General features: G+C 64.2%; 19 protein-coding genes. 17 read left to right on the forward strand and 2 right to left on the reverse strand.

Annotation, left to right across the window (positions count from 1 at the left end; translation table 11 throughout):
- Positions 1–82 precede the first annotated feature (82 nt).
- The 3 genes from PQQ51_RS10815 (at position 83) to PQQ51_RS10825 (ending at position 2,539) form a co-directional block, all read left to right on the forward strand.
- Positions 83–550, forward strand: a complete 468-nt coding sequence (locus PQQ51_RS10815) for a DUF2844 domain-containing protein (protein WP_408496773.1) — start codon at positions 83–85, stop codon at positions 548–550.
- Positions 551–579: 29 nt separating this feature from the next.
- Positions 580–1,878: a DUF3443 domain-containing protein gene (locus tag PQQ51_RS10820; protein ID WP_408496774.1), complete on the forward strand. Its 1,299-nt coding sequence runs from the start codon at positions 580–582 to the stop codon at positions 1,876–1,878.
- A gap of 247 nt (positions 1,879–2,125) precedes the next feature.
- Complete coding sequence (locus PQQ51_RS10825) at positions 2,126–2,539, forward strand: DUF2844 domain-containing protein (protein ID WP_408496775.1); 414 nt, start codon at positions 2,126–2,128, stop codon at positions 2,537–2,539.
- 199 nt (positions 2,540–2,738) lie between these two features.
- Here the strand turns inward: PQQ51_RS10825 and PQQ51_RS10830 are convergent, their stop codons facing one another.
- Positions 2,739–2,885: a hypothetical protein gene (locus PQQ51_RS10830; protein ID WP_408496940.1), complete on the reverse strand. Its 147-nt coding sequence runs from the start codon at positions 2,883–2,885 to the stop codon at positions 2,739–2,741.
- Positions 2,886–2,959: 74 nt separating this feature from the next.
- Between PQQ51_RS10830 and PQQ51_RS10835 the strand changes: the two genes are divergently transcribed.
- The 14 genes from PQQ51_RS10835 (at position 2,960) to ureG (ending at position 16,897) form a co-directional block, all read left to right on the forward strand.
- A complete protein-coding gene (locus tag PQQ51_RS10835) occupies positions 2,960–4,063 on the forward strand; it encodes a DUF3443 domain-containing protein (protein ID WP_408496930.1) in 1,104 nt (367 codons plus the stop codon).
- Between the two features lie 374 nt (positions 4,064–4,437).
- Positions 4,438–5,742 carry an urea ABC transporter substrate-binding protein gene (gene urtA / locus PQQ51_RS10840; RefSeq protein ID WP_408496776.1) on the forward strand — a complete coding sequence of 435 codons (1,305 nt, stop codon included), beginning with the start codon at positions 4,438–4,440 and terminating at the stop codon, positions 5,740–5,742.
- Positions 5,743–5,869: 127 nt separating this feature from the next.
- Positions 5,870–7,492 (forward strand): urea ABC transporter permease subunit UrtB, encoded by a 1,623-nt coding sequence (gene urtB / locus PQQ51_RS10845; protein ID WP_408496777.1) that lies wholly within the window; start codon positions 5,870–5,872, stop codon positions 7,490–7,492.
- Position 7,493: 1 nt separating this feature from the next.
- On the forward strand, positions 7,494–8,675 hold the full coding sequence (gene urtC / locus PQQ51_RS10850) for an urea ABC transporter permease subunit UrtC (RefSeq protein WP_408496778.1): 1,182 nt from the start codon (positions 7,494–7,496) through the stop codon (positions 8,673–8,675).
- Positions 8,672–9,535, forward strand: coding sequence for an urea ABC transporter ATP-binding protein UrtD (gene urtD, locus PQQ51_RS10855; protein ID WP_408496779.1), 864 nt, complete (start codon positions 8,672–8,674; stop codon positions 9,533–9,535). The genes urtC and urtD overlap by 4 nt, the downstream gene beginning before the upstream one ends.
- Positions 9,536–9,581: 46 nt before the next feature.
- The gene (urtE, locus tag PQQ51_RS10860) at positions 9,582–10,274 is read left to right on the forward strand and encodes an urea ABC transporter ATP-binding subunit UrtE (protein ID WP_408496780.1); all 693 of its coding nucleotides are present in this window, start codon (positions 9,582–9,584) and stop codon (positions 10,272–10,274) included.
- 119 nt (positions 10,275–10,393) lie between these two features.
- Positions 10,394–11,275 (forward strand): urease accessory protein UreD, encoded by an 882-nt coding sequence (locus tag PQQ51_RS10865; RefSeq protein WP_408496781.1) that lies wholly within the window; start codon positions 10,394–10,396, stop codon positions 11,273–11,275.
- A gap of 199 nt (positions 11,276–11,474) precedes the next feature.
- Positions 11,475–12,278, forward strand: coding sequence for a transporter substrate-binding domain-containing protein (locus PQQ51_RS10870; protein ID WP_408496782.1), 804 nt, complete (start codon positions 11,475–11,477; stop codon positions 12,276–12,278).
- A 177-nt stretch (positions 12,279–12,455) separates the two neighbouring features.
- Positions 12,456–12,758, forward strand: a complete 303-nt coding sequence (gene ureA, locus PQQ51_RS10875; protein WP_012431981.1) for an urease subunit gamma — start codon at positions 12,456–12,458, stop codon at positions 12,756–12,758.
- Positions 12,759–12,786: 28 nt separating this feature from the next.
- Positions 12,787–13,092, forward strand: a complete 306-nt coding sequence (locus PQQ51_RS10880) for an urease subunit beta (RefSeq protein ID WP_408496783.1) — start codon at positions 12,787–12,789, stop codon at positions 13,090–13,092.
- 67 nt (positions 13,093–13,159) lie between these two features.
- Positions 13,160–14,875 (forward strand): urease subunit alpha, encoded by a 1,716-nt coding sequence (gene ureC / locus PQQ51_RS10885; RefSeq protein WP_408496784.1) that lies wholly within the window; start codon positions 13,160–13,162, stop codon positions 14,873–14,875.
- A gap of 3 nt (positions 14,876–14,878) precedes the next feature.
- A complete protein-coding gene (ureE, locus tag PQQ51_RS10890; RefSeq protein ID WP_408496785.1) occupies positions 14,879–15,565 on the forward strand; it encodes an urease accessory protein UreE in 687 nt (228 codons plus the stop codon).
- Positions 15,552–16,232, forward strand: a complete 681-nt coding sequence (locus tag PQQ51_RS10895) for an urease accessory protein UreF (RefSeq protein WP_408496931.1) — start codon at positions 15,552–15,554, stop codon at positions 16,230–16,232. Before ureE ends, PQQ51_RS10895 begins: the two co-directional genes overlap by 14 nt.
- 11 nt (positions 16,233–16,243) lie before the next feature.
- On the forward strand, positions 16,244–16,897 hold the full coding sequence (ureG, locus tag PQQ51_RS10900; protein WP_408496786.1) for an urease accessory protein UreG: 654 nt from the start codon (positions 16,244–16,246) through the stop codon (positions 16,895–16,897).
- Positions 16,898–16,964: 67 nt separating this feature from the next.
- Here ureG and waaA read toward each other — a convergent pair whose 3' ends face one another.
- A complete protein-coding gene (waaA, locus tag PQQ51_RS10905; RefSeq protein ID WP_408496787.1) occupies positions 16,965–18,278 on the reverse strand; it encodes a lipid IV(A) 3-deoxy-D-manno-octulosonic acid transferase in 1,314 nt (437 codons plus the stop codon).
- Between the last annotated feature and the right edge of the window lie 30 nt (positions 18,279–18,308).

An 18,308-nucleotide genomic window follows, 5' to 3' on the forward strand; every position in this document is an offset into this window, starting at 1 on the left:
CTTGCCTCGACGGAAATTTCTTACGTTTTCCTGATCATCGTGCAGGCAACATGCCCCGACCGTTTTTCTTCGGAGCAACTCGATGAGATTGATAAAGTTCGCGATGGCGGCAGCAACGCTGCTTCCGCTCGCGTCGTACGCGACGCTGGGCGCGGCGCCCGGTAACGGCGCGTCGTCCCCGGCCATCCTGCGCGCCACGCCGTCTTCCGTAGCCGCCAGCCAGCCTCCCACAGCCGCAACCTCGCCTTACTCCGTCAGTGAAACGCGCGACGCCAACGGCGTCACGATCCGCGAATACGCGTTGCCCAGCAACCTCGTTTTCGCGGTCACATGGAACGGACCGATCCGGCCGGACATGAGCACGCTGCTCGGCACCTACTTCCGCAACTATGTCGACGCCGGCAAGAGGTCCGGGCGCGGCACAGGCCCGTTATTCGGCGACAACGGCGAATTGCGCGTCGAGTCGGCTGGCCGTCTCGGACATTTTTTCGGTACTGCGTATCTGCCGCGTCTCATGCCCGCCGGCGTGCGCCCGAGCGATTTGCAATAAGTCGCGCTCGACCTCACGGACACTCCACCATGAAATTACGCAATCATTTGCGCTGGCTCGTCGCGGCTAGCGCATGCGCGGCGCTCGCCGCATGCGGCGGCGGAAGCGGCAGCCAGGGAAGCAATTCGCTCGACTGGAACCCCACGCCCGACTGGAACTCGAGCAGCTCAGGAAGCTCCGGCACGTCTGACAACTCCAGCCCCGCAGCCACCGGCGACAACACGGTGCCGATCAGCGTCGATATGTCGATGGGCAGCATCAACCGGCCTTACGTCACGGTCACGTTGTGCGTGCCCGGCACGCAAAGCGCGGCGCAGTGCGCCACCGTCAAGAACGTGATCGTCGATACCGGCTCGACCGGGCTGCGCATTGCCGCCAGCGCCATTCCCACGCTGGCCCCGCTTCTGCTCACGCAGGCCGGCGCCACCGACGATAAAGACGGCGCCTCTCCGATCGCCGAATGCATGCCGTTCGCTTCGGGATTCACATGGGGATCGGTCAAGCGCGCGGACATCCGGATCGGCAGCAAAACGGCGGCGAACATGCCCATTCAGGTGATGTCGGACGGCGCGTTCGCCACGCCGTCCGATTGCACGTCGCGCGGCGGCGCCGACCTGGGTACGCCGGCCGTCATAGGCGGCAACGGCATTCTCGGCATCGACAACTTCACGAGCGACTCGCTCGACGCGATCACGATCGCGCTGCCCGGGCTCTACTACTATTGCCCGTCGAGCAATGGCTGTGTCAGTACGCGCATGCCGGCGGCCAAGGAAGTGCGCAACCCGGTCACCGGCTTCGCCACCGACAACAACGGCACCGTGATCCGGCTCCCCGCAGTACCGGCGGGCGGCAAGACGAGCGTGACCGGGCAACTCGTGTTCGGCGTCGGCACGCAGCAGAACAATATGTTGCCGGCGAGCGCAACCGTGCTGGCAGTGGACGCATATGGAACGTTCACCACACAATACAAAGGCCGGGTGCTGAACTGGAGCGCAATCGACAGCGGCACGCCGGCCTTCGCGTTTGCCGACGACGCGATTCCATCCGCGGACAGCATGTACACGCCGGCCACTCCGCTGGCGCTGAGCGCGTCGATGGAGTCCACCGACGGCAGCGGATCGCCGGTCAGTCTGAGTTTCGCGATCGGCAATGCGACCGGTCTGCTCGCGACCAACTACGCGGCCTACAACAATCTGGGGATGTACTTCTCTAACAGCAGCAACACCATGTTCCTCTGGGGGCTGCCGTTCTTCTTCGGCCGCAATGTGTACACCGTGATCGGCAACGCCAAGGTCGGTAGTCGGACTGGACCGTTCGTCGCGTTCTAGCGGCTGGGTTCATGATCGAGCAGACGACGTCTCTGGCGTCGTCTGCTTGTCGCCCGCTTGTCTCCTGCCCGTCGCCTGCTTTTCCTCATCGCGGGAAAAATGTGCAGCAAGTGCCATCGGCGTTTCCTACTCACGCTTAGGACCTTTCCAACCATCTCAAAAAATGCCCGCAGGCAACATGCGCCGACCTGACTTCCGGAGCAATGTGATGAGATGTGTGAAGGTGTTACTGGCTGCAGCGGCGTCGATGCCCCTGGCTTCCTACGCGGCGTTAGGTGGGGCGCCGCTTGCGAGTTCGACTCCAACGCATTCGCTACTCCGTGCGGCGCCGGCGCCGGCCTCTTCCGCCGCTTTGCCGTACACCGTGCGTGAGGCACATGGCAGCGACGGCGTGACGATCCGCGAATACGTGCTGCCCGACAACGTCGTGTTCGCACTCACGTGGGAAGGCCCCGTGCGCCCGGATATGAACGCGCTGCTCGGCAGTTACCTTCCGGCCTTCGTGTCTGCAAGCGAGGCGCGCGCGCGAGGCACCGGCCCGTTGGTGGAGCACACGAACGAGTTTCACATCGAATCGGCCGGACACGCCGGACATTTTTTCGGTAAGGCGTATGTACCGCGTCTCGTCCCCGTCAACGTCCGTGTGGAAGATTTGCTGTGAAATCGTGCAGCGATTCGCTGCAAAAACAAGAAAATGAAAAATTTCAATAAGACACTTTGCTTCGCGATTCTGATTTCCGGTGCAGCGCTCTCGGCTTGTGGTGGCGGAGGTGGCGGCGACAGCGGTGACGCGAACGCGACGAAAAATAACTCGAACCCGGTGGGGACGTCTTCGGATGACTCGGGTTCGACGCCCACTCTCACGCCGAGTCCGTCTTCCACGCCTGCTTCCACGCCGAGTCCGGCTCCGGCTCCGACTCCGACTCCAACACCAACACCAACCCCGACTTCAACGTCAACGTCAACACCAACTCCAACTCCAACTCCAACTCCAACTCCAACTCCAACTCCAACTCCAACACCAACACCAACACCAACACCGACACCGACACCGGCTCCGACACCAACACCAACCCCCGACATCAACACCGTCCCCATCACCGTCGAGCGCTGGACGACCGATTACGTCAACACGCCCTACGTCACCGTCACGCTATGCCTCCCCGGCGCACAGGGTCGCAACCAATGCGCGACGATCGACCACATGCAGGTCGATACCGGCTCGGTCGGCGTGCGCGTCCTCGCAAGCGCACTAGGCTCCGCTCTCGCCAGCCGCCTGCCGTCCCAATCGGGCGCCAGCAACGATCCCACCGGCAATGCGCCGATCGCGGAATGCGCGGTCTTCGGCTCGGGCTACACGTGGGGGCCGATCAGGCGGGCCGACGTGAGCATCGGCGGCAAGAAAGCGGGCAATCTGCCCGTGCAGGTGATCGCCGACGGCCCCTACGCGACGCCATCCGATTGCGCGTCGCGCGGCGTCAACAATCTCGGCAGCGTAGCCGCGCTCGGCGCGAACGGCGTGCTCGGGATCGGTCCGGCGTCGAGCGACTTTCCCGCCGCCGCGCAAACCGTGCTGCCGTCGGCTTATTACTATTGCGCGTCCGCGTCGTCGTGCGCGAACGCGCGGGTGCCGCTCGACACACAGGTCATGAATCCGGTCGCCAACTTCACGTCCGACAACAACGGCACGATCATCCGCCTGCCCGCGTTGCCCGCCGGCGGCCAGTTGAGCGCGACGGGCGAGCTGGTGTTCGGCATCGGCACGCAGACGAACAACGCGCTGCCGTCGAACCCGAAAATCCTGGCGCTGAACCAGAACGGCTACTTTCAAACGACGTACGCCGGCCGATCGTATTCAAGCGCTATCGACAGCGGCTCGAACGCGAACATCTTCGCGGATTACACGGTGCCCTATGCGGGCGACTGGTATATGCCCGCGACCACGCTCAGCCTGTCCGCATTGCTGACGGGCGCGGACAAGGCCGCCACCTCGATCACTGTGCCGTTCTCGCTGGCCAACGGCTCGAGCCTGCTGACGAACCGGTATGCGGCCTACGACAGCCTCGGCTCGCCATCGGCGAGCATGTTCCTGTGGGGCTTGCCGTTTTTCTTCGGCCGCAGCGTCTACACCGTGCTCAATAACGTGACCATCGGCAAGCAGGCCGGACCGTTCATCGCGTTCTGAGCGCCGTCGCCCAGTGCCTGCCTCCCCTTCCTGCGCATGAGGAAACGGCGCGCGCCTGAACCGGCGCGCGCCGCATGCACAACGGCACAGCGGCCATGCACCGCCGCAGCACGCTGGCGGAAACATGCGCCTCGTTGCGGCGCACCACGCACCCAAACGAGGCGATCCATCCTCCCCTGCACCAACACAGTACGTCGTTCAGCATAACTGACGTTTCCTGGATCCTCGCCACCGCACGCAAGACGCGGCGTTTATGTCGAAATTACTACATGGCACGTGCCTTGCAGTACACAAACGGCAAGTCATGCGGGATAAGCCCTGCTGGCTGAAATCGACGCCCATAAACAGTCACCATCAATGGCAAGGGGAAACACATGAAACGTCGTAGTCTGCTGAAGTTCGGCTCCATGTCGGGCGCACTGGCGCTTGCTGGTCAGGTCCCGTTCGCACAGGCGCAGTCCGGCAGCGGTCCAATCAAGGTCGGCATCCTGCACTCGCTGTCGGGCACGATGGCGATCTCCGAGACATCGCTGAAAGACACCGCGTTGATGACCATCGCGGAGATCAACAAGAACGGCGGCGTCATGGGCCGCCAGTTGCAGCCGGTGGTGGTGGACCCGGCGTCGAACTGGCCGCTGTTCGCGGAGAAGGCGCGCCAACTGATCACGCAGGAAAAGTGCGCCGTGGTGTTCGGCTGCTGGACCTCGGTGTCGCGCAAGTCGGTGCTGCCGGTGTTCGAGGAACTGAACGGCCTGCTGTTCTACCCGGTGCAGTACGAAGGCGAAGAAATGTCGCGCAACGTGTTCTACACGGGCGCCGCGCCGAATCAGCAGGCAATTCCGGCGACCGAATACCTGATGAGCGCGGAAGGCGGCGGTGCGAAGCGCTTCTTCCTGCTGGGCACCGACTATGTGTATCCCCGCACGACCAACAAGATCCTGCGCGCGTTCCTCAAGTCGAAAGGCGTGCAGGAGGCCGACATCCAGGAGGTCTACACGCCGTTCGGCCACAGCGATTATCAGACCATCGTCGCAAACATCAAGACTTTCTCGCAAGGCGGCAAGACCGCGGTGATCTCGACCGTGAACGGCGACTCGAACGTGCCGTTCTACAAGGAACTCGGCAACCAGGGGCTGAAGGCAACGGATGTGCCGGTCGTCGCGTTCTCGGTCGGCGAAGAAGAGTTGCGCGGTATCGATACGAAGCCGCTAGTCGGCAACCTCGCGGCATGGAACTACTTCATGTCGCTGCGCAATCCGGCCAACGAGAAGTTCAAAAAACAATGGGCCGCATGGGTCGCGCAGAACAACCTGCCCGGGGGCACCAGGCGCGTGACGAACGATCCGATGGAAGCGACCTTCGTCGGCATCCATATGTGGAAGCAGGCAGTCGAGAAAGCGAAGAGCACGGACGTCGACAAGGTGCGCGTCGCGATGGTCGGTCAGACCTTCGCTGCGCCGTCGGGCTTCACGCTCGAAATGGACGGCAATCACCATTTGCATAAGCCGGTGATGATCGGCGAAGTGCGCGCCGACGGCCAGTTCAATGTCGTGTGGCGCACCAAGACGGCGATCCGCGCGCAGCCGTGGAGCCCGTTTATCGCCGGCAATTCGAGCAAGCCGGACGTGGTCAGTTCGATTCCGGCGTTCCTGAAGCGCTCGCGTTCGCGCATCGTCTGATGCATGAAGCCGGGCAGCGTCGTTCGATATCGACGACGACGCCCGGCACGCCGCTGCACACGCACTACGACGGCGCGGCGCGATGTATCGCCCGCGCCGCTCCGCCGGATTTTCTTCAAAGGCCATCATGGCGTTTTCATTCCCGATACTCGCAAGACGCGTCGCCGGCTTCGCGCTCGCGCTGCTCGTCAGCGCGCCGCTCGCCGCCTTTGCGCTCACCCAGGCCGATGTCGCGCCGCTCGCGAGCGACGACTTCGACGCGAAATCCGCGGCCATCGACAAACTGATCGCCAATCACGACAAGGAATCGCTCGCGGTACTCAAAGCGCTTTCCGACGACAGCGCGCTCGCGACCGATGCCGGCGCCGTGCTGCTGCAGGACGGCGACACCGCGAAGGACGCCATCACCGGCAAGACCGTCGCCGCGGGCGACGCGCAACCGGTCACGCTGAACAACCTGCTGCGCTCGAAAGTGGCGGGCGCGCTGTCGGGCCTGCAACTCGACTCGCCGGACCTCGCGACGCGCGATGCCGCAGTCACCGCTTTGCTGCAAAACCCCGATCCGTCGATCAAGCCGCTGGTCGACGCGGCTCGCGCGAAGGAAACCGATCCCGCGCTGAAGAAGCGTCTCGACACGCTGTGGGCGATGACCGCGTTGCACGACACCGACGCGGCCAAACGGCTCGAAGCCGTGCAACTGGTCGCCGCGCGCCACGACCTCGACATGAACGAACTGCTGCGTCCGCTCGTCGCGAAGAAGCCGGACGGCACCTTCAACGAACCGGACGACCGGGTGCGCGCCGCCGCGCAAAGCGGCATCGACGAACTCGATTCGATCCAGCGCCGCAGCCAGATCGCGGGCACGCTGTTCGCGGGCCTGTCGCTCGGCAGCGTGCTGCTGCTCGCGGCGCTCGGCCTTGCGATCACATACGGGCTGATCGGCGTGATCAACATGGCGCACGGCGAATTCCTGATGATCGGCGCGTACGCGACCTACGTGGTGCAGAACCTGTTTCAACGCTTCGCACCGGGCGCTTTCGACTGGTATCCGCTGCTCGCGGTGCCGGCCTCGTTCGCGGCGGCCGGACTGGTCGGCATCGTGCTCGAACGGCTGGTGTTGAAGCATCTTTATGGACGTCCGCTCGAAACCCTGCTGACGACTTTCGGCGTGAGCCTGATCCTGATTCAGGCGACGCGGATGCTGTTCGGCGCGCAGAACGTGCAGGTGATCAACCCGTCGTGGATGAGCGGCGGCGTCACCGTGCTGCCGAATCTGATCCTGCCGTACAACCGGCTGGCGATTCTCGCGTTCTCGCTGATCGTCGTCGGCATCGCGTGGGCAGTGCTCACGAAGACGCGGCTCGGGCTGTTCGTGCGCGCCGTCACGCAGAACCGGCGGATGGCTGCGTGCGTCGGCGTGAAAACCGCGCGGGTGGACTCGTATGCGTTCGCGTTCGGCGCGGGCATCGCGGGTCTCGGCGGCTGCGCGCTGTCGCAGATCGGCAATGTCGGTCCGGACCTCGGGCAGAGCTACATCATCGATTCGTTCATGGCCGTGGTGCTGGGCGGCGTCGGCCAACTGGCCGGCACGGTGATCGGCGGCTTCGGGCTGGGTCTCGTCAGCAAGGCGATCGAACCGTTCTGGGGCGCCGTGCTCGCGAAGATCGCGGTGCTCGTGCTGATCGTGTTGTTCATCCAGAAGCGTCCGCAGGGCATGTTCGCCCTCAAGGGCCGCAGCGCGGAGGCATGACATGACATCTGCGACTTCACCGGCTCATGTCGGCGCGAACGCCGGCGCCGCGGCACAACGCGAAGCGCAATCCGGCTTCGCGCTCGGCCTGCCGCCGCGTCCGGCGCTGCTGTCGCGCCGCGCGTGGCTCGCGCTGATCGCGCTGATCATCGTGTTCGGACTCGGCGTGCCGTTCGCCACACTGGTGGTGCCGGACACGAGCGCGCTGCATCTGTCCGCGTATGCGATGACCATCACCGGCAAGTTCATGTGCTACGCGATCGCCGCGTTGGCGCTGGATCTGGTGTGGGGGTACTGCGGCATCCTGAGTCTCGGGCACGCGCTGTTCTTCGCGCTCGGCGGTTACGCGATCGGTATGTACCTGATGCGCGCGATCGGCCACGACGGCAAGTACGGCAGCGATCTGCCCGACTTCATGGTGTTTCTCGACTGGCATCAACTGCCGTGGTACTGGCAAGGCACGCAGCATCTCGGTTACGCGCTGCTGCTGGTGGTGCTGGTGCCGGCAGTGGTCGCGTGGGTATTCGGCTTCTTCACGTTCCGTTCGCGGGTGAAGGGCGTGTATCTGTCGATCATCACGCAGGCGATGACGTTCGCCGCGATGCTGCTGTTCTATCGCAACGAAACGGGCTTCGGCGGCAACAACGGCTTTACCGATTTCAAACGCATCGGCGGTTTTCCGATCACGCATCCGGGCACGCGCACTGCGCTGTTGCTGATCACGTTCGCGGTGCTGATCCTCGCGTTCCTCGGCGCGCGGGCGATCGTCACGTCGAAGCTCGGCCGCGTGGTGACCGCGGTGCGCGACGGCGAAACCCGTTTGATGTTCCTCGGCTACAGCCCGCTTGCGTACAAGCTGTTCGTGTGGACCGTTTCCGCGGTGTTGTGCGGGATTGCCGGCGCGCTGTACGTGCCGCAGGTCGGCATCATCAATCCGGGCGAAATGTCGCCGGGCAACTCGATCGAAATGGCGATCTGGGTGGCCGTGGGCGGACGCGGCACGTTGATCGGACCGATCATCGGCGCGTTCGCGGTGAACGGCGCGAAGAGCTTTTTCACGGCGAATTTCCCTGAGTATTGGCTGTTCTTTCTTGGCCTGATTTTCGTGCTGGTCCCGCTGTTGTTGCCGAACGGCATCATGGGGCTGATCGAACTCGCGACGCGCAAGAGGAACCGCTCATGAATGAAAACCCGATGGTTCCTGATCTGGCTTTACCGGAAGAAGCGACTGAAACCTCGTTGAGCGGCGTCGCCAGCATGGGCCGCGCTGTGACGCCGGGCGAGATCGATGTGTCGCACGGCACGATTCTTTACCTCGAAGACGTGACCGTGAGTTTCGACGGTTTTCGCGCGTTGAACGCGCTGACGCTGACTATCGACGCCGGCGAACTGCGTTGCATCATCGGCCCGAACGGCGCCGGCAAGACGACGATGATGGACGTGATCACCGGCAAGACGGAGCCGGATTCCGGCAAGGTGTTTCTGGGGCAGTCGATCGATCTGACGCGGATGAACGAGCCGTCGATTGCGCGCGCGGGGATTGGGCGAAAGTTTCAGAAGCCGACTGTGTTCGAGCAGCATCCGGTGTGGGAAAACCTTGAACTGGCGATGAAGGCCGACAAGGGGTGGTGGGCGTCGTTGCGGGCGCGGCTGGATCGTGACGCGCAAGCGCGGATCGAGGAGACGCTGGCGCTGATCGGTCTCGAGAGCGAAGCGCGGCGGCTTGCGGGCGAACTCTCGCACGGCCAGAAACAGCGGCTCGAAATCGGCATGCTGCTGATGCAGAAGCCGGCGCTGTTACTGCTCGACGAACCGGCCGCGGGCATGACGGACGACGAAACCATGCAGCTCGCCGAATTGCTCAATCATCTGCGCGGCACCTGTTCGATGATGGTCGTCGAACACGACATGGAGTTCGTGGCGGCGCTATCCGGCAAGGCCGGCAAGGTCACCGTGATGGCCGAGGGACGCGTGCTCGCTCACGGCACGCTCGACGAAGTGAAGCGCGACGAGACGGTCATCGAGTCGTATCTGGGCCGGTAAAGCGAGTCGGTAAAGCGGGCCGATAAAACGAAAAGGTCGAACGCACATGCTAGAAGTAGAAAACCTCAACCAGTATTACGGCGGCAGCCACATCCTGCGCGATGTGAAACTGACCGTGCCCGACGGCAAGCTCACCGTGCTGCTCGGCCGCAACGGGGTGGGCAAAACCACGCTGCTGCGCTGCCTGATGGGCGTCGTGCAAACGAAGAGCGGCTCGATCGCCTGGCGCGGCGCGCCGATCACCAAACTGCCGACCTACTCGCGCGTGGAAAAGGGCCTCGCTTATGTGCCGCAGGGCCGCGATATTTTTCCGCGCCTCACCGTCGAAGAAAATCTGCTGGTGGGCGCCGCCAGCAAGAAGGCGCCCAAAAAAATCCCCGATCGTATCTACGAACTGTTCCCGGTGCTGAAGGACATGAAGAGCCGCCGGGGCGGCGATCTGTCGGGCGGCCAGCAGCAGCAGCTTGCGATTGGGCGCGCGCTGATGAGCGATCCGCAACTGCTGATTCTCGACGAACCGACCGAAGGCATTCAACCGTCGATCATTCAGGACATCGGCCGTACGCTGCGTCAACTGGTCGAGGAAATGGGCATGACGGTGCTGCTCGTCGAGCAGTATTACGACTTCGCCAAGGAGATCGCCGATCGGTACTGGGTGATGAGCCGTGGTGAGATCATCGCGGGCGGCGCAGGCGCCGATATGGATGCGGACGGCGTACGCACATTGATCGCCGTATAAGCGGGACGCGCGAGCGGGCGTGCTATTCTCGCCGCATCCTGTGGCAACGCAACGCGGTGAGCGTTGTCCGACGTGCGCAGGCACGCTTTGCTTTCTCCGTCTGGTCGCATTCCATTCGCATGTCGCTTCACGAAAATCACATCACGCTCGCTACCGCACAAGCCAGTGCTCATTCGCAATGGCGCGCGCGTCTTGAACTCGGATTCGTCAAGGAAGGGGAGCGGACCACGCTCAAGCATCGGCTGCACGATGGGCCGTTGCGGATTCAGCGACCGCTTTATCCCGAAGGTCAAGGTATCTGTCACGCGGTGATCGTGCATCCGCCAGGCGGCGTCGCGGGTGGCGACCGGCTGGCTATCGACGTTGCTGTCGGTGCGGGCGCGCACGCCGTGATGACTACGCCTGGTGCGACCAAGTGGTACAAGTCCAATGGACGTGAAGCGCAGCAGCGGATCGACGTGCGCGTCGGCGAGCGGGCCACGCTCGACTGGCTGCCTCAGAACAATATCGTTTTCGATCATGCGAATGCGAAGCTCGATTTTTCGTTGACGCTTGGCGAAGGCGCGACTGCGATCGGATGGGATGCGACTCAGCTTGGGCGGCAGGCTGCGGGCGAGCGGTGGTCCGAGGGTCGCTTATGTACTGTGTCGCGGATCGTTGGCGCGAAGGGTGAGTTGCTGTGGTTCGAACGGACCGCCCTCTCGGCGAGTGATTCGTTAAGAGATGCCGCGCAGGGGTTGGCCGGGTTTCCTGCTTATGGGACGCTGTGGGCGGTTGGAGCCGCTTGTGACGATGCACTCGCTGAGTCGCTGACTGCGCAGCTCCCGTTTAATGAGGCAGTACGCGCTGGGGCCTCTTGCGTGACTTCGGGGGTGCTGCTCGTGCGTGCTGTTGCGCGGTCGATGGAACAGTTGCAGCGGGCCATGACTCAGTGCTGGCTTCAGTTGCGGCCGGTCGTGCATGGGGTTGAGGCTGTGCCTTTGCGGATCTGGCGTACTTAACAGGTTGGCACAGGCCCCGGGTGGGCCACGCCCGCACCGACGTGGCGCGCGGTATTGCCCCAATCGCGTGCATCGCCTGTATTTCCGCCCCGCCAGCCCATGCTGCACCGCCATGGCACACACCTTGCATCGCATCCGCGCACGATGCTGCCGCGTCCTGACGGCAACCGACGCTTCTCGCCACCACCGCTCGCACACCATGACCCGATCCACTCCCCGCCCCGCGCGTCGCGCCTGGCTTGCCGCCCTGCTGCTCTCCCCCGCCCTCGCCTTCACTGCGGCGGCCGCCCACGCGGACACGCTCGACAACATCGCCAAGGCCGGCGTGCTGAAAGTGGCCGTGCCGGAAGACTATCCGCCGTTCGGCTCGGTCGGCCCGGACATGAAGCCGCAAGGCTACGACATCGACACCGCGGCGCTGCTCGCGAAGTCGATGAACGTGAAGCTCGAACTCGTGCCGGTCAACAGCGCGAACCGCATTCCGTATCTGCAAACGGGCAAGGTGGACCTCGTGATCTCGTCGCTCGGCAAAACGCCGGAGCGCGACAAGGTGATCGATTTCTCGACCGCCTATGCGCCGTACTACCAGGGCGTGTTCGGCCCTGCCGACATCAAGGTCACGGGCCCCGCCGATCTGACCGGCAAGACGGTCGGCGCGACGCGCGGCGCGCTCGAGGAAATCGGTCTCACGCAGATGGCGCCGAACGCCACCATCAAACGCTTCGAAGACAACAACGCGACCATCGCCGCGTTCCTGTCCGGCCAGGTGCAGTTGATCGCCGCGGGCAACATCGTCGCCGCCGCGATCCTCGCGAAGAATCCGCCGCGCCGCCCGGAACCGAAGTTCGTGATCAAGAATTCGCCGTGCTTCGTCGGCATGAACAAGAACGAGCCGCGCCTGCAGCAGAAGGTCGACGCGGCGATCGCGACGGCCAAACAGGACGGCACGCTGAACACGATGTCGAAGAAGTGGTTCGGCGCGCCGCTGCCCGCCGATCTGTAAGCGCTTCGTTAGCCCGACTTGATACCGTGGCTGGCTTATCCGGCATTGCACTTGTCGTGGCTGCATCCCGTGCTTAGCATGCGATCGCGGCCATGACACGCAGCGCCTATCATTGTCGCAACCGGTCCCGTGCGGGATCGGCACAACCCGACACCCACCTTCGATGAAGCTGACTCGATGAAGCTGACACCCCGCGAGAAGGACAAGCTGCTGATCTTTACCGCCGCGCTGCTCGCCGAACGGCGCCGCGCGCGCGGTCTCAAACTCAATTACCCGGAAGCGATCGCCTTCATCACCGCCGCGCTGATGGAAGCCGCGCGCGACGGCAAGACCGTCGCCGAGGTCATGCACTACGGCACCACGCTGCTCACGCGCAACGACGTGATGGAAGGCGTGCCGGAGATGATCCCCGACATCCAGGTCGAAGCCACGTTCCCCGACGGCACCAAGCTCGTCACCGTGCATCATCCGATCCCCTAACCCTCCATAACGACGAAAGGCAGCGCCCATGATCCCCGGCGAACTCCTCATCGACGACGGCGAGCACGAACTCAATGCAGGCCGCGCCACCGTCACGGTGGTCGTGTCGAATACCGGCGACCGGCCGGTGCAGATCGGCTCGCACTACCACTTCTACGAAGTGAACGACGCGCTCACGTTCGATCGCGAAGCGGCGCGCGGCTTTCGACTCAACATCGCGGCGGGCACCGCCGTACGTTTCGAACCCGGCCAGGAACGCACTGTCGAGCTGGTCGAACTGGCGGGCGACCGGGTCGTCTACGGTTTCAACGGCAAGGTGATGGGCAAGCTGTGATGCGCGCCGCGCGCCCGCCTGCCCCGACTGCCTCGCTCATCGCCCAGCTCATTTCCGGACTCACACCATGACCCTACGCATTGGCCGCCGCGCATACGCGGAAATGTTCGGCCCGACCACCGGCGACCGCGTGCGCCTCGCCGACACCGACCTGCTGATCGAAGTCGAACGCGACTTCACCACCTACGGCGAAGAAGTGAAATTCGGCGGCGGCAAAGTGATTCGCGACGGCATGGGCCAGTCGCAACGCGTGCATGCCGACGTGGTCGATACGGTCGTCACGAATGCGCTGATTCTCGATCACTGGGGCATCGTCAAAGCCGATATCGGCATCAAGAACGGCCGCATTCATGCGATCGGCAAGGCAGGCAATCCGGACATTCAACCGAATGTGACGATCGCGATCGGCGCATCCACTGAAGTGATCGCGGGCGAAGGGTTGATCGTCACCGCGGGCGGCATCGATACGCACATTCACTTCATCAGCCCGCAGCAGATCGAAGAAGCGCTCGCGAGCGGCGTGACGACGATGCTCGGCGGCGGCACAGGGCCCGCAACCGGCACGAACGCGACGACCTGCACGCCGGGTCCGTGGCACCTGGAACGCATGCTGCAAGCCGCCGACGGCTATCCGATGAATCTCGGCTTTCTCGGCAAGGGCAATGTGAGCCAGCCGCAGCCGGCGCTCGAGCAGATCGCCGCGGGCGCGATCGGTTTGAAGCTGCACGAAGACTGGGGCACGACGCCTGCGGCGATCGACAACTGTCTGTCCGTTGCCGACGATACCGACACGCAGGTCGCGATCCACACCGACACGTTGAACGAAGCCGGTTTTGTCGAAGCGACGGTGGCCGCGTTCAAGGGCCGCACGATCCACACGTATCACACGGAAGGCGCGGGCGGCGGCCACGCGCCGGACATCATCAAGGTGTGCGGCGAAGCGAACGTGCTGCCGTCGTCCACCAATCCGACGCGCCCGTACACCGTCAACACGCTCGAAGAGCATCTCGACATGCTGATGGTGTGCCACCACCTGGACCCGTCGATCGCGGAAGACATCGCGTTCGCCGAGTCGCGGATTCGCCGCGAGACGATCGCCGCCGAAGACATCCTGCACGACCTCGGCGCACTGTCGATGCTGTCGTCGGATTCGCAGGCGATGGGCCGCGTGGGCGAAGTGATCATCCGCACATGGCAGACCGCGCACAAGATGAAGGTGCAACGCGGCGCGCTGCCGGAAGACAACGCGAATAACGCGCGCCACGACAATTTCCGCGCGAAGCGTTATGTCGCCAAGTACACGATCAACCCGGCGATCACGCACGGCATCGCACATGAAGTCGGCTCGATCGAACCAGGCAAGTGGGCGGATCTGGTGTTCTGGGAGCCGGCGTTTTTCGGCATCAAGCCGTCGCTGATCCTGAAGGGCGGGATGATCGCGATGGCGCAGATGGGCGATCCGAATGCGTCGATTCCGACACCGCAGCCGGTGCATTATCGCGAGATGTTCGCGACGCGCGGCGGCGCGTTGGGTCGCACGTCGCTGACTTTCGTTTCGCAACTGGCGGCGGATGCGGGCGTCGGCGAGCGCTATGGGCTGAACAAGCGTATCGTCGCGGTGAAGAACTGCCGCAACATTTCGAAGGCAGACATGATCCACAACGCGTGGCGCCCGGCGATCAGCGTCGATCCGGAGACGTATCAGGTGATCGCCGACGGTCAGTTGCTGACCTGCGAACCGGCCACCGTGCTGCCGATGGCGCAACGCTACTTCCTGTTCTAAACCATGCGTACTCTCGACAAACTGATTGCGCCGCATCTGAAGCTCGCGCCCGTGCTGGTGAAACGCGCGCCCACTTTGACGCTCGCTTTCGACGAACGCCGCAAGAGCCGCCTCGCGGCCACGCTCGACAACGGTGAAGAAGTGGCGGTGCTGCTGCCGCGCGGCACGGTGCTGCGCGACGGCGATGTGCTGGTCGCCGACGATGGCGGCCTTGTGCGTGTCGCCGCCGCGGCTGAGGCGGTGCTGGTTGTGCGCGCGAAAGATGTGCTCACGCTGACGCGCGCCGCGTATCACCTCGGCAATCGCCACACGCCGGTCGAAGTCGGCACGGATTATCTGAAGCTCGAATACGATCCGGTGCTTGCCGATATGTTGAAGCGCATCGGTGCGAGCGTCGATCAGGTGTCGATGCCGTTTCAGCCGGAGTCCGGCGCGTACGGCGGTGGACATAAGCATGGTCATGACGAGACGTTCGCCGAGGACTATGCGTTGGCGCAGCAGGTTTATGGCGAGCATCATGGGCATGATCACTCGCATGAGCATGATCACGGCCACAGTCATGCGCACGGTCACGACCATGACCACGAACACGGCGGCGAGCACGCACACGAGCACAAAGCCGAAGACGACGCCCACGTCCACGACGAATCCTGCGGCCACGGGCATCACCACCACCATGCGCATCGCTGAACTGACGGCGCTGCTGCATCTCGCGTCGCCGGCGCTGCCGATCGGCGCGTTCAGCTACTCGCAGGGTCTCGAAGCCGCGATCGAAGCGCAACTCATCACCGACGCCGACTCCGCACGCGCATGGATCGCAAGCGGCCTGACCGACGTGCTCGCGCATGGCGAGTTGCCGTTTCTCGCGCATCAGATGGAACGCTGGCGCACTCACGACGCCGACGGCCTCAGAGAAGCGAATAGCGAGTTTCTGGCGAGCCGCGAGTCGGCGGAACTCAGGCGCGAGACCGAGCAGATGGGCTGGTCGCTGCGGCAGTTGTGCGCATCGCTGGAATGGGGCGATGCTTCGAGGCGCGACACGCTCGCCTCGATGACGCCGCTCGCGCAGCCCACCGCATTTGCATTCGCCGCGTACGCGCACGATGCCGCGCCCGACGCCGCGCTCGCCGCCTACGCTTTCAGCTGGGTCGAAAACCAGGCGGCCGCCGCGTTGAAAGCAGTGCCGCTGGGGCAGCTCGCGGGGCAGCGCATCATCGTCGCATTGCGCGAGCCGATCGACGCAGCGGTGACCCGTGCGTTGACCACGTCGCCCGAACACATCAACACTTTCGCGCCGCAGCTCGGCATTCTGTCGGCGCGGCACGAGTCGCAATATTCGCGGCTCTTTCGCTCATAAGAAGAACCCTCATGAACGCACCTCATCAAAGCGCCCACTCGTCCGTCCGTACGAAGAAACTGCCGCCGCTGCGCGTGGGCGTCGGCGGCCCGGTCGGTTCGGGCAAGACCACGCTGCTCGAAATGCTCTGCAAGGCGATGCGCGAGCAATACGACCTCGTCGCGATCACCAACGACATCTACACGAAAGAGGACCAGCGTCTGCTGACGGTGGCAGGCGCGCTGCCGGCCGAACGGATCATGGGCGTGGAGACGGGCGGCTGCCCGCACACCGCGATTCGCGAAGACGCGTCGATCAACCTCGAAGCCGTCGACCGGATGCTCACGCGCTTTCCCGATGCGGACATCGTGTTCATCGAATCGGGCGGCGACAATCTCGCGGCCACTTTCAGCCCGGAGTTGTCCGACCTGACGATCTATGTGATCGACGTGGCAGGCGGCGAGAAAATTCCGCGCAAGGGCGGCCCCGGCATTACGAAGTCGGATCTGCTGGTGATCAACAAGACGGACCTCGCGCCGCTGGTCGGCGCGAATCTGGACGTGATGGCTTCGGACGCGCAGAAGATGCGCGGCGAACGGCCCTTCGTGATGTGCAATCTGAAGGCGCTCGATGGGCTCGATATGGTGGTGAAATTTATCGAGAAGAAGGGGTTGTTGAAGGTGTGACGCGAGGACCGCTTCGGTGAGCTGAAAGCGGGGCGCTGCCGCCCCACTCCCTCACTCCCTCACTCCCTCACTCCGGCAACAACGCCATCAACACATCCACCGTCCGCGCGGTCGCCCCTCGATGGCGGGCCGCGAACGCCGAAGCCGCGCCGCCCATCGCCAGCCTGCGAGCGCGGTCGTCGAACAGCTCGCGCAACGCCCGCGCCAGATCGGCCGGATCCTGCACCTGCACCGCCGCGCCTGCCGCCACCGCATCCGCAGTAGCCTGCGTGAAGTTGAACACATGCGGGCCGATCAACACCGGCACGCCGACCGCGCACGCTTCGATCAGATTCTGACCGCCGAGCGGCAACAAACTACCGCCGATAAACGCCAGATCCGCAGCCGCGTAGTAAGCGCCCAACTCGCCCATCGAATCGCCGAGCAGCACGCTCACGTCCGCGGACAACGCCGGCACGCCGCCGCCCGAAGCGCAAGCCGCGGACGCCAGCTTCGCATCCGGCGCCCACGCCGAGCGCCGCTCGACGCGATAGCCCTGCTTCGCGGCCAACGCCGCCACTTCATTGAAGCGTTGCGGATGACGCGGCACCAGAATCAGCAATGCATCGTCGACGCCAAGCGCCGCAAACGCCTGCAACACCAGTTCCTCTTCGCCTTCACGCGTACTCGCCGCGACCCACACCGGCCGCGCGCCGATCGCCGCGCGCCATGCATGGCCGCGTGCCGCCAGTTCCGGCGGCGTGTTCATATCGAACTTCAGATTGCCGAGCACCGCGACGTTGCGTGCGCCGAGCGCGGTCAAACGCTCCGCATCCGAAGGACTCTGCGCGAGCACCCGCTCGAAACCGCCGAACACGCCCTTCGTCGCGTTGCCGAACTTCGCCGCGCGCTTGAACGAACGCGCCGACATCCGCGCATTGGTCAGCACCAGCGGCACATCCGCGCGACGGCATTCGTCGATCAGCGTCGGCCACACCTCGGTCTCCATCACCAGACCGAGCGACGGCCGCCACGCGCGCAAAAAGCGCCGCACCGCATGCGGCATGTCGTACGGCAAGTAGCTGCGCACTACACGATCGCCGAAAATCTGCTCGCCGATCGCGCGGCCGCTCGGCGTCATGTGCGTGAGGAGAATGCGTGCGTCGGGCCGCGCTTTGATCAGCGCGTCGACGAGCGGCTGCGCGGCGCGCGTCTCGCCCACCGACACCGCGTGCACCCAGATCAACGGTGTGTCGTCTTCCGGCAAACGGCCGCGCGAATAGCCGAACCGTTCGCCGATATGCTCGCGATAGCCGCGCTCCTTGCGCGAACGGATCAGCAACCGCAGAACGGCGAGCGGCGCGACGATCCACCAGAGCGCGTTATAAATCGCCCTCAGCATCGGCACTCCGTTGGCTTCGACATGAACCGC

The organism is Paraburkholderia xenovorans (assembly GCF_046030735.1).
Taxonomy (GTDB): Bacteria; Pseudomonadota; Gammaproteobacteria; order Burkholderiales; family Burkholderiaceae; genus Paraburkholderia; species Paraburkholderia xenovorans_A.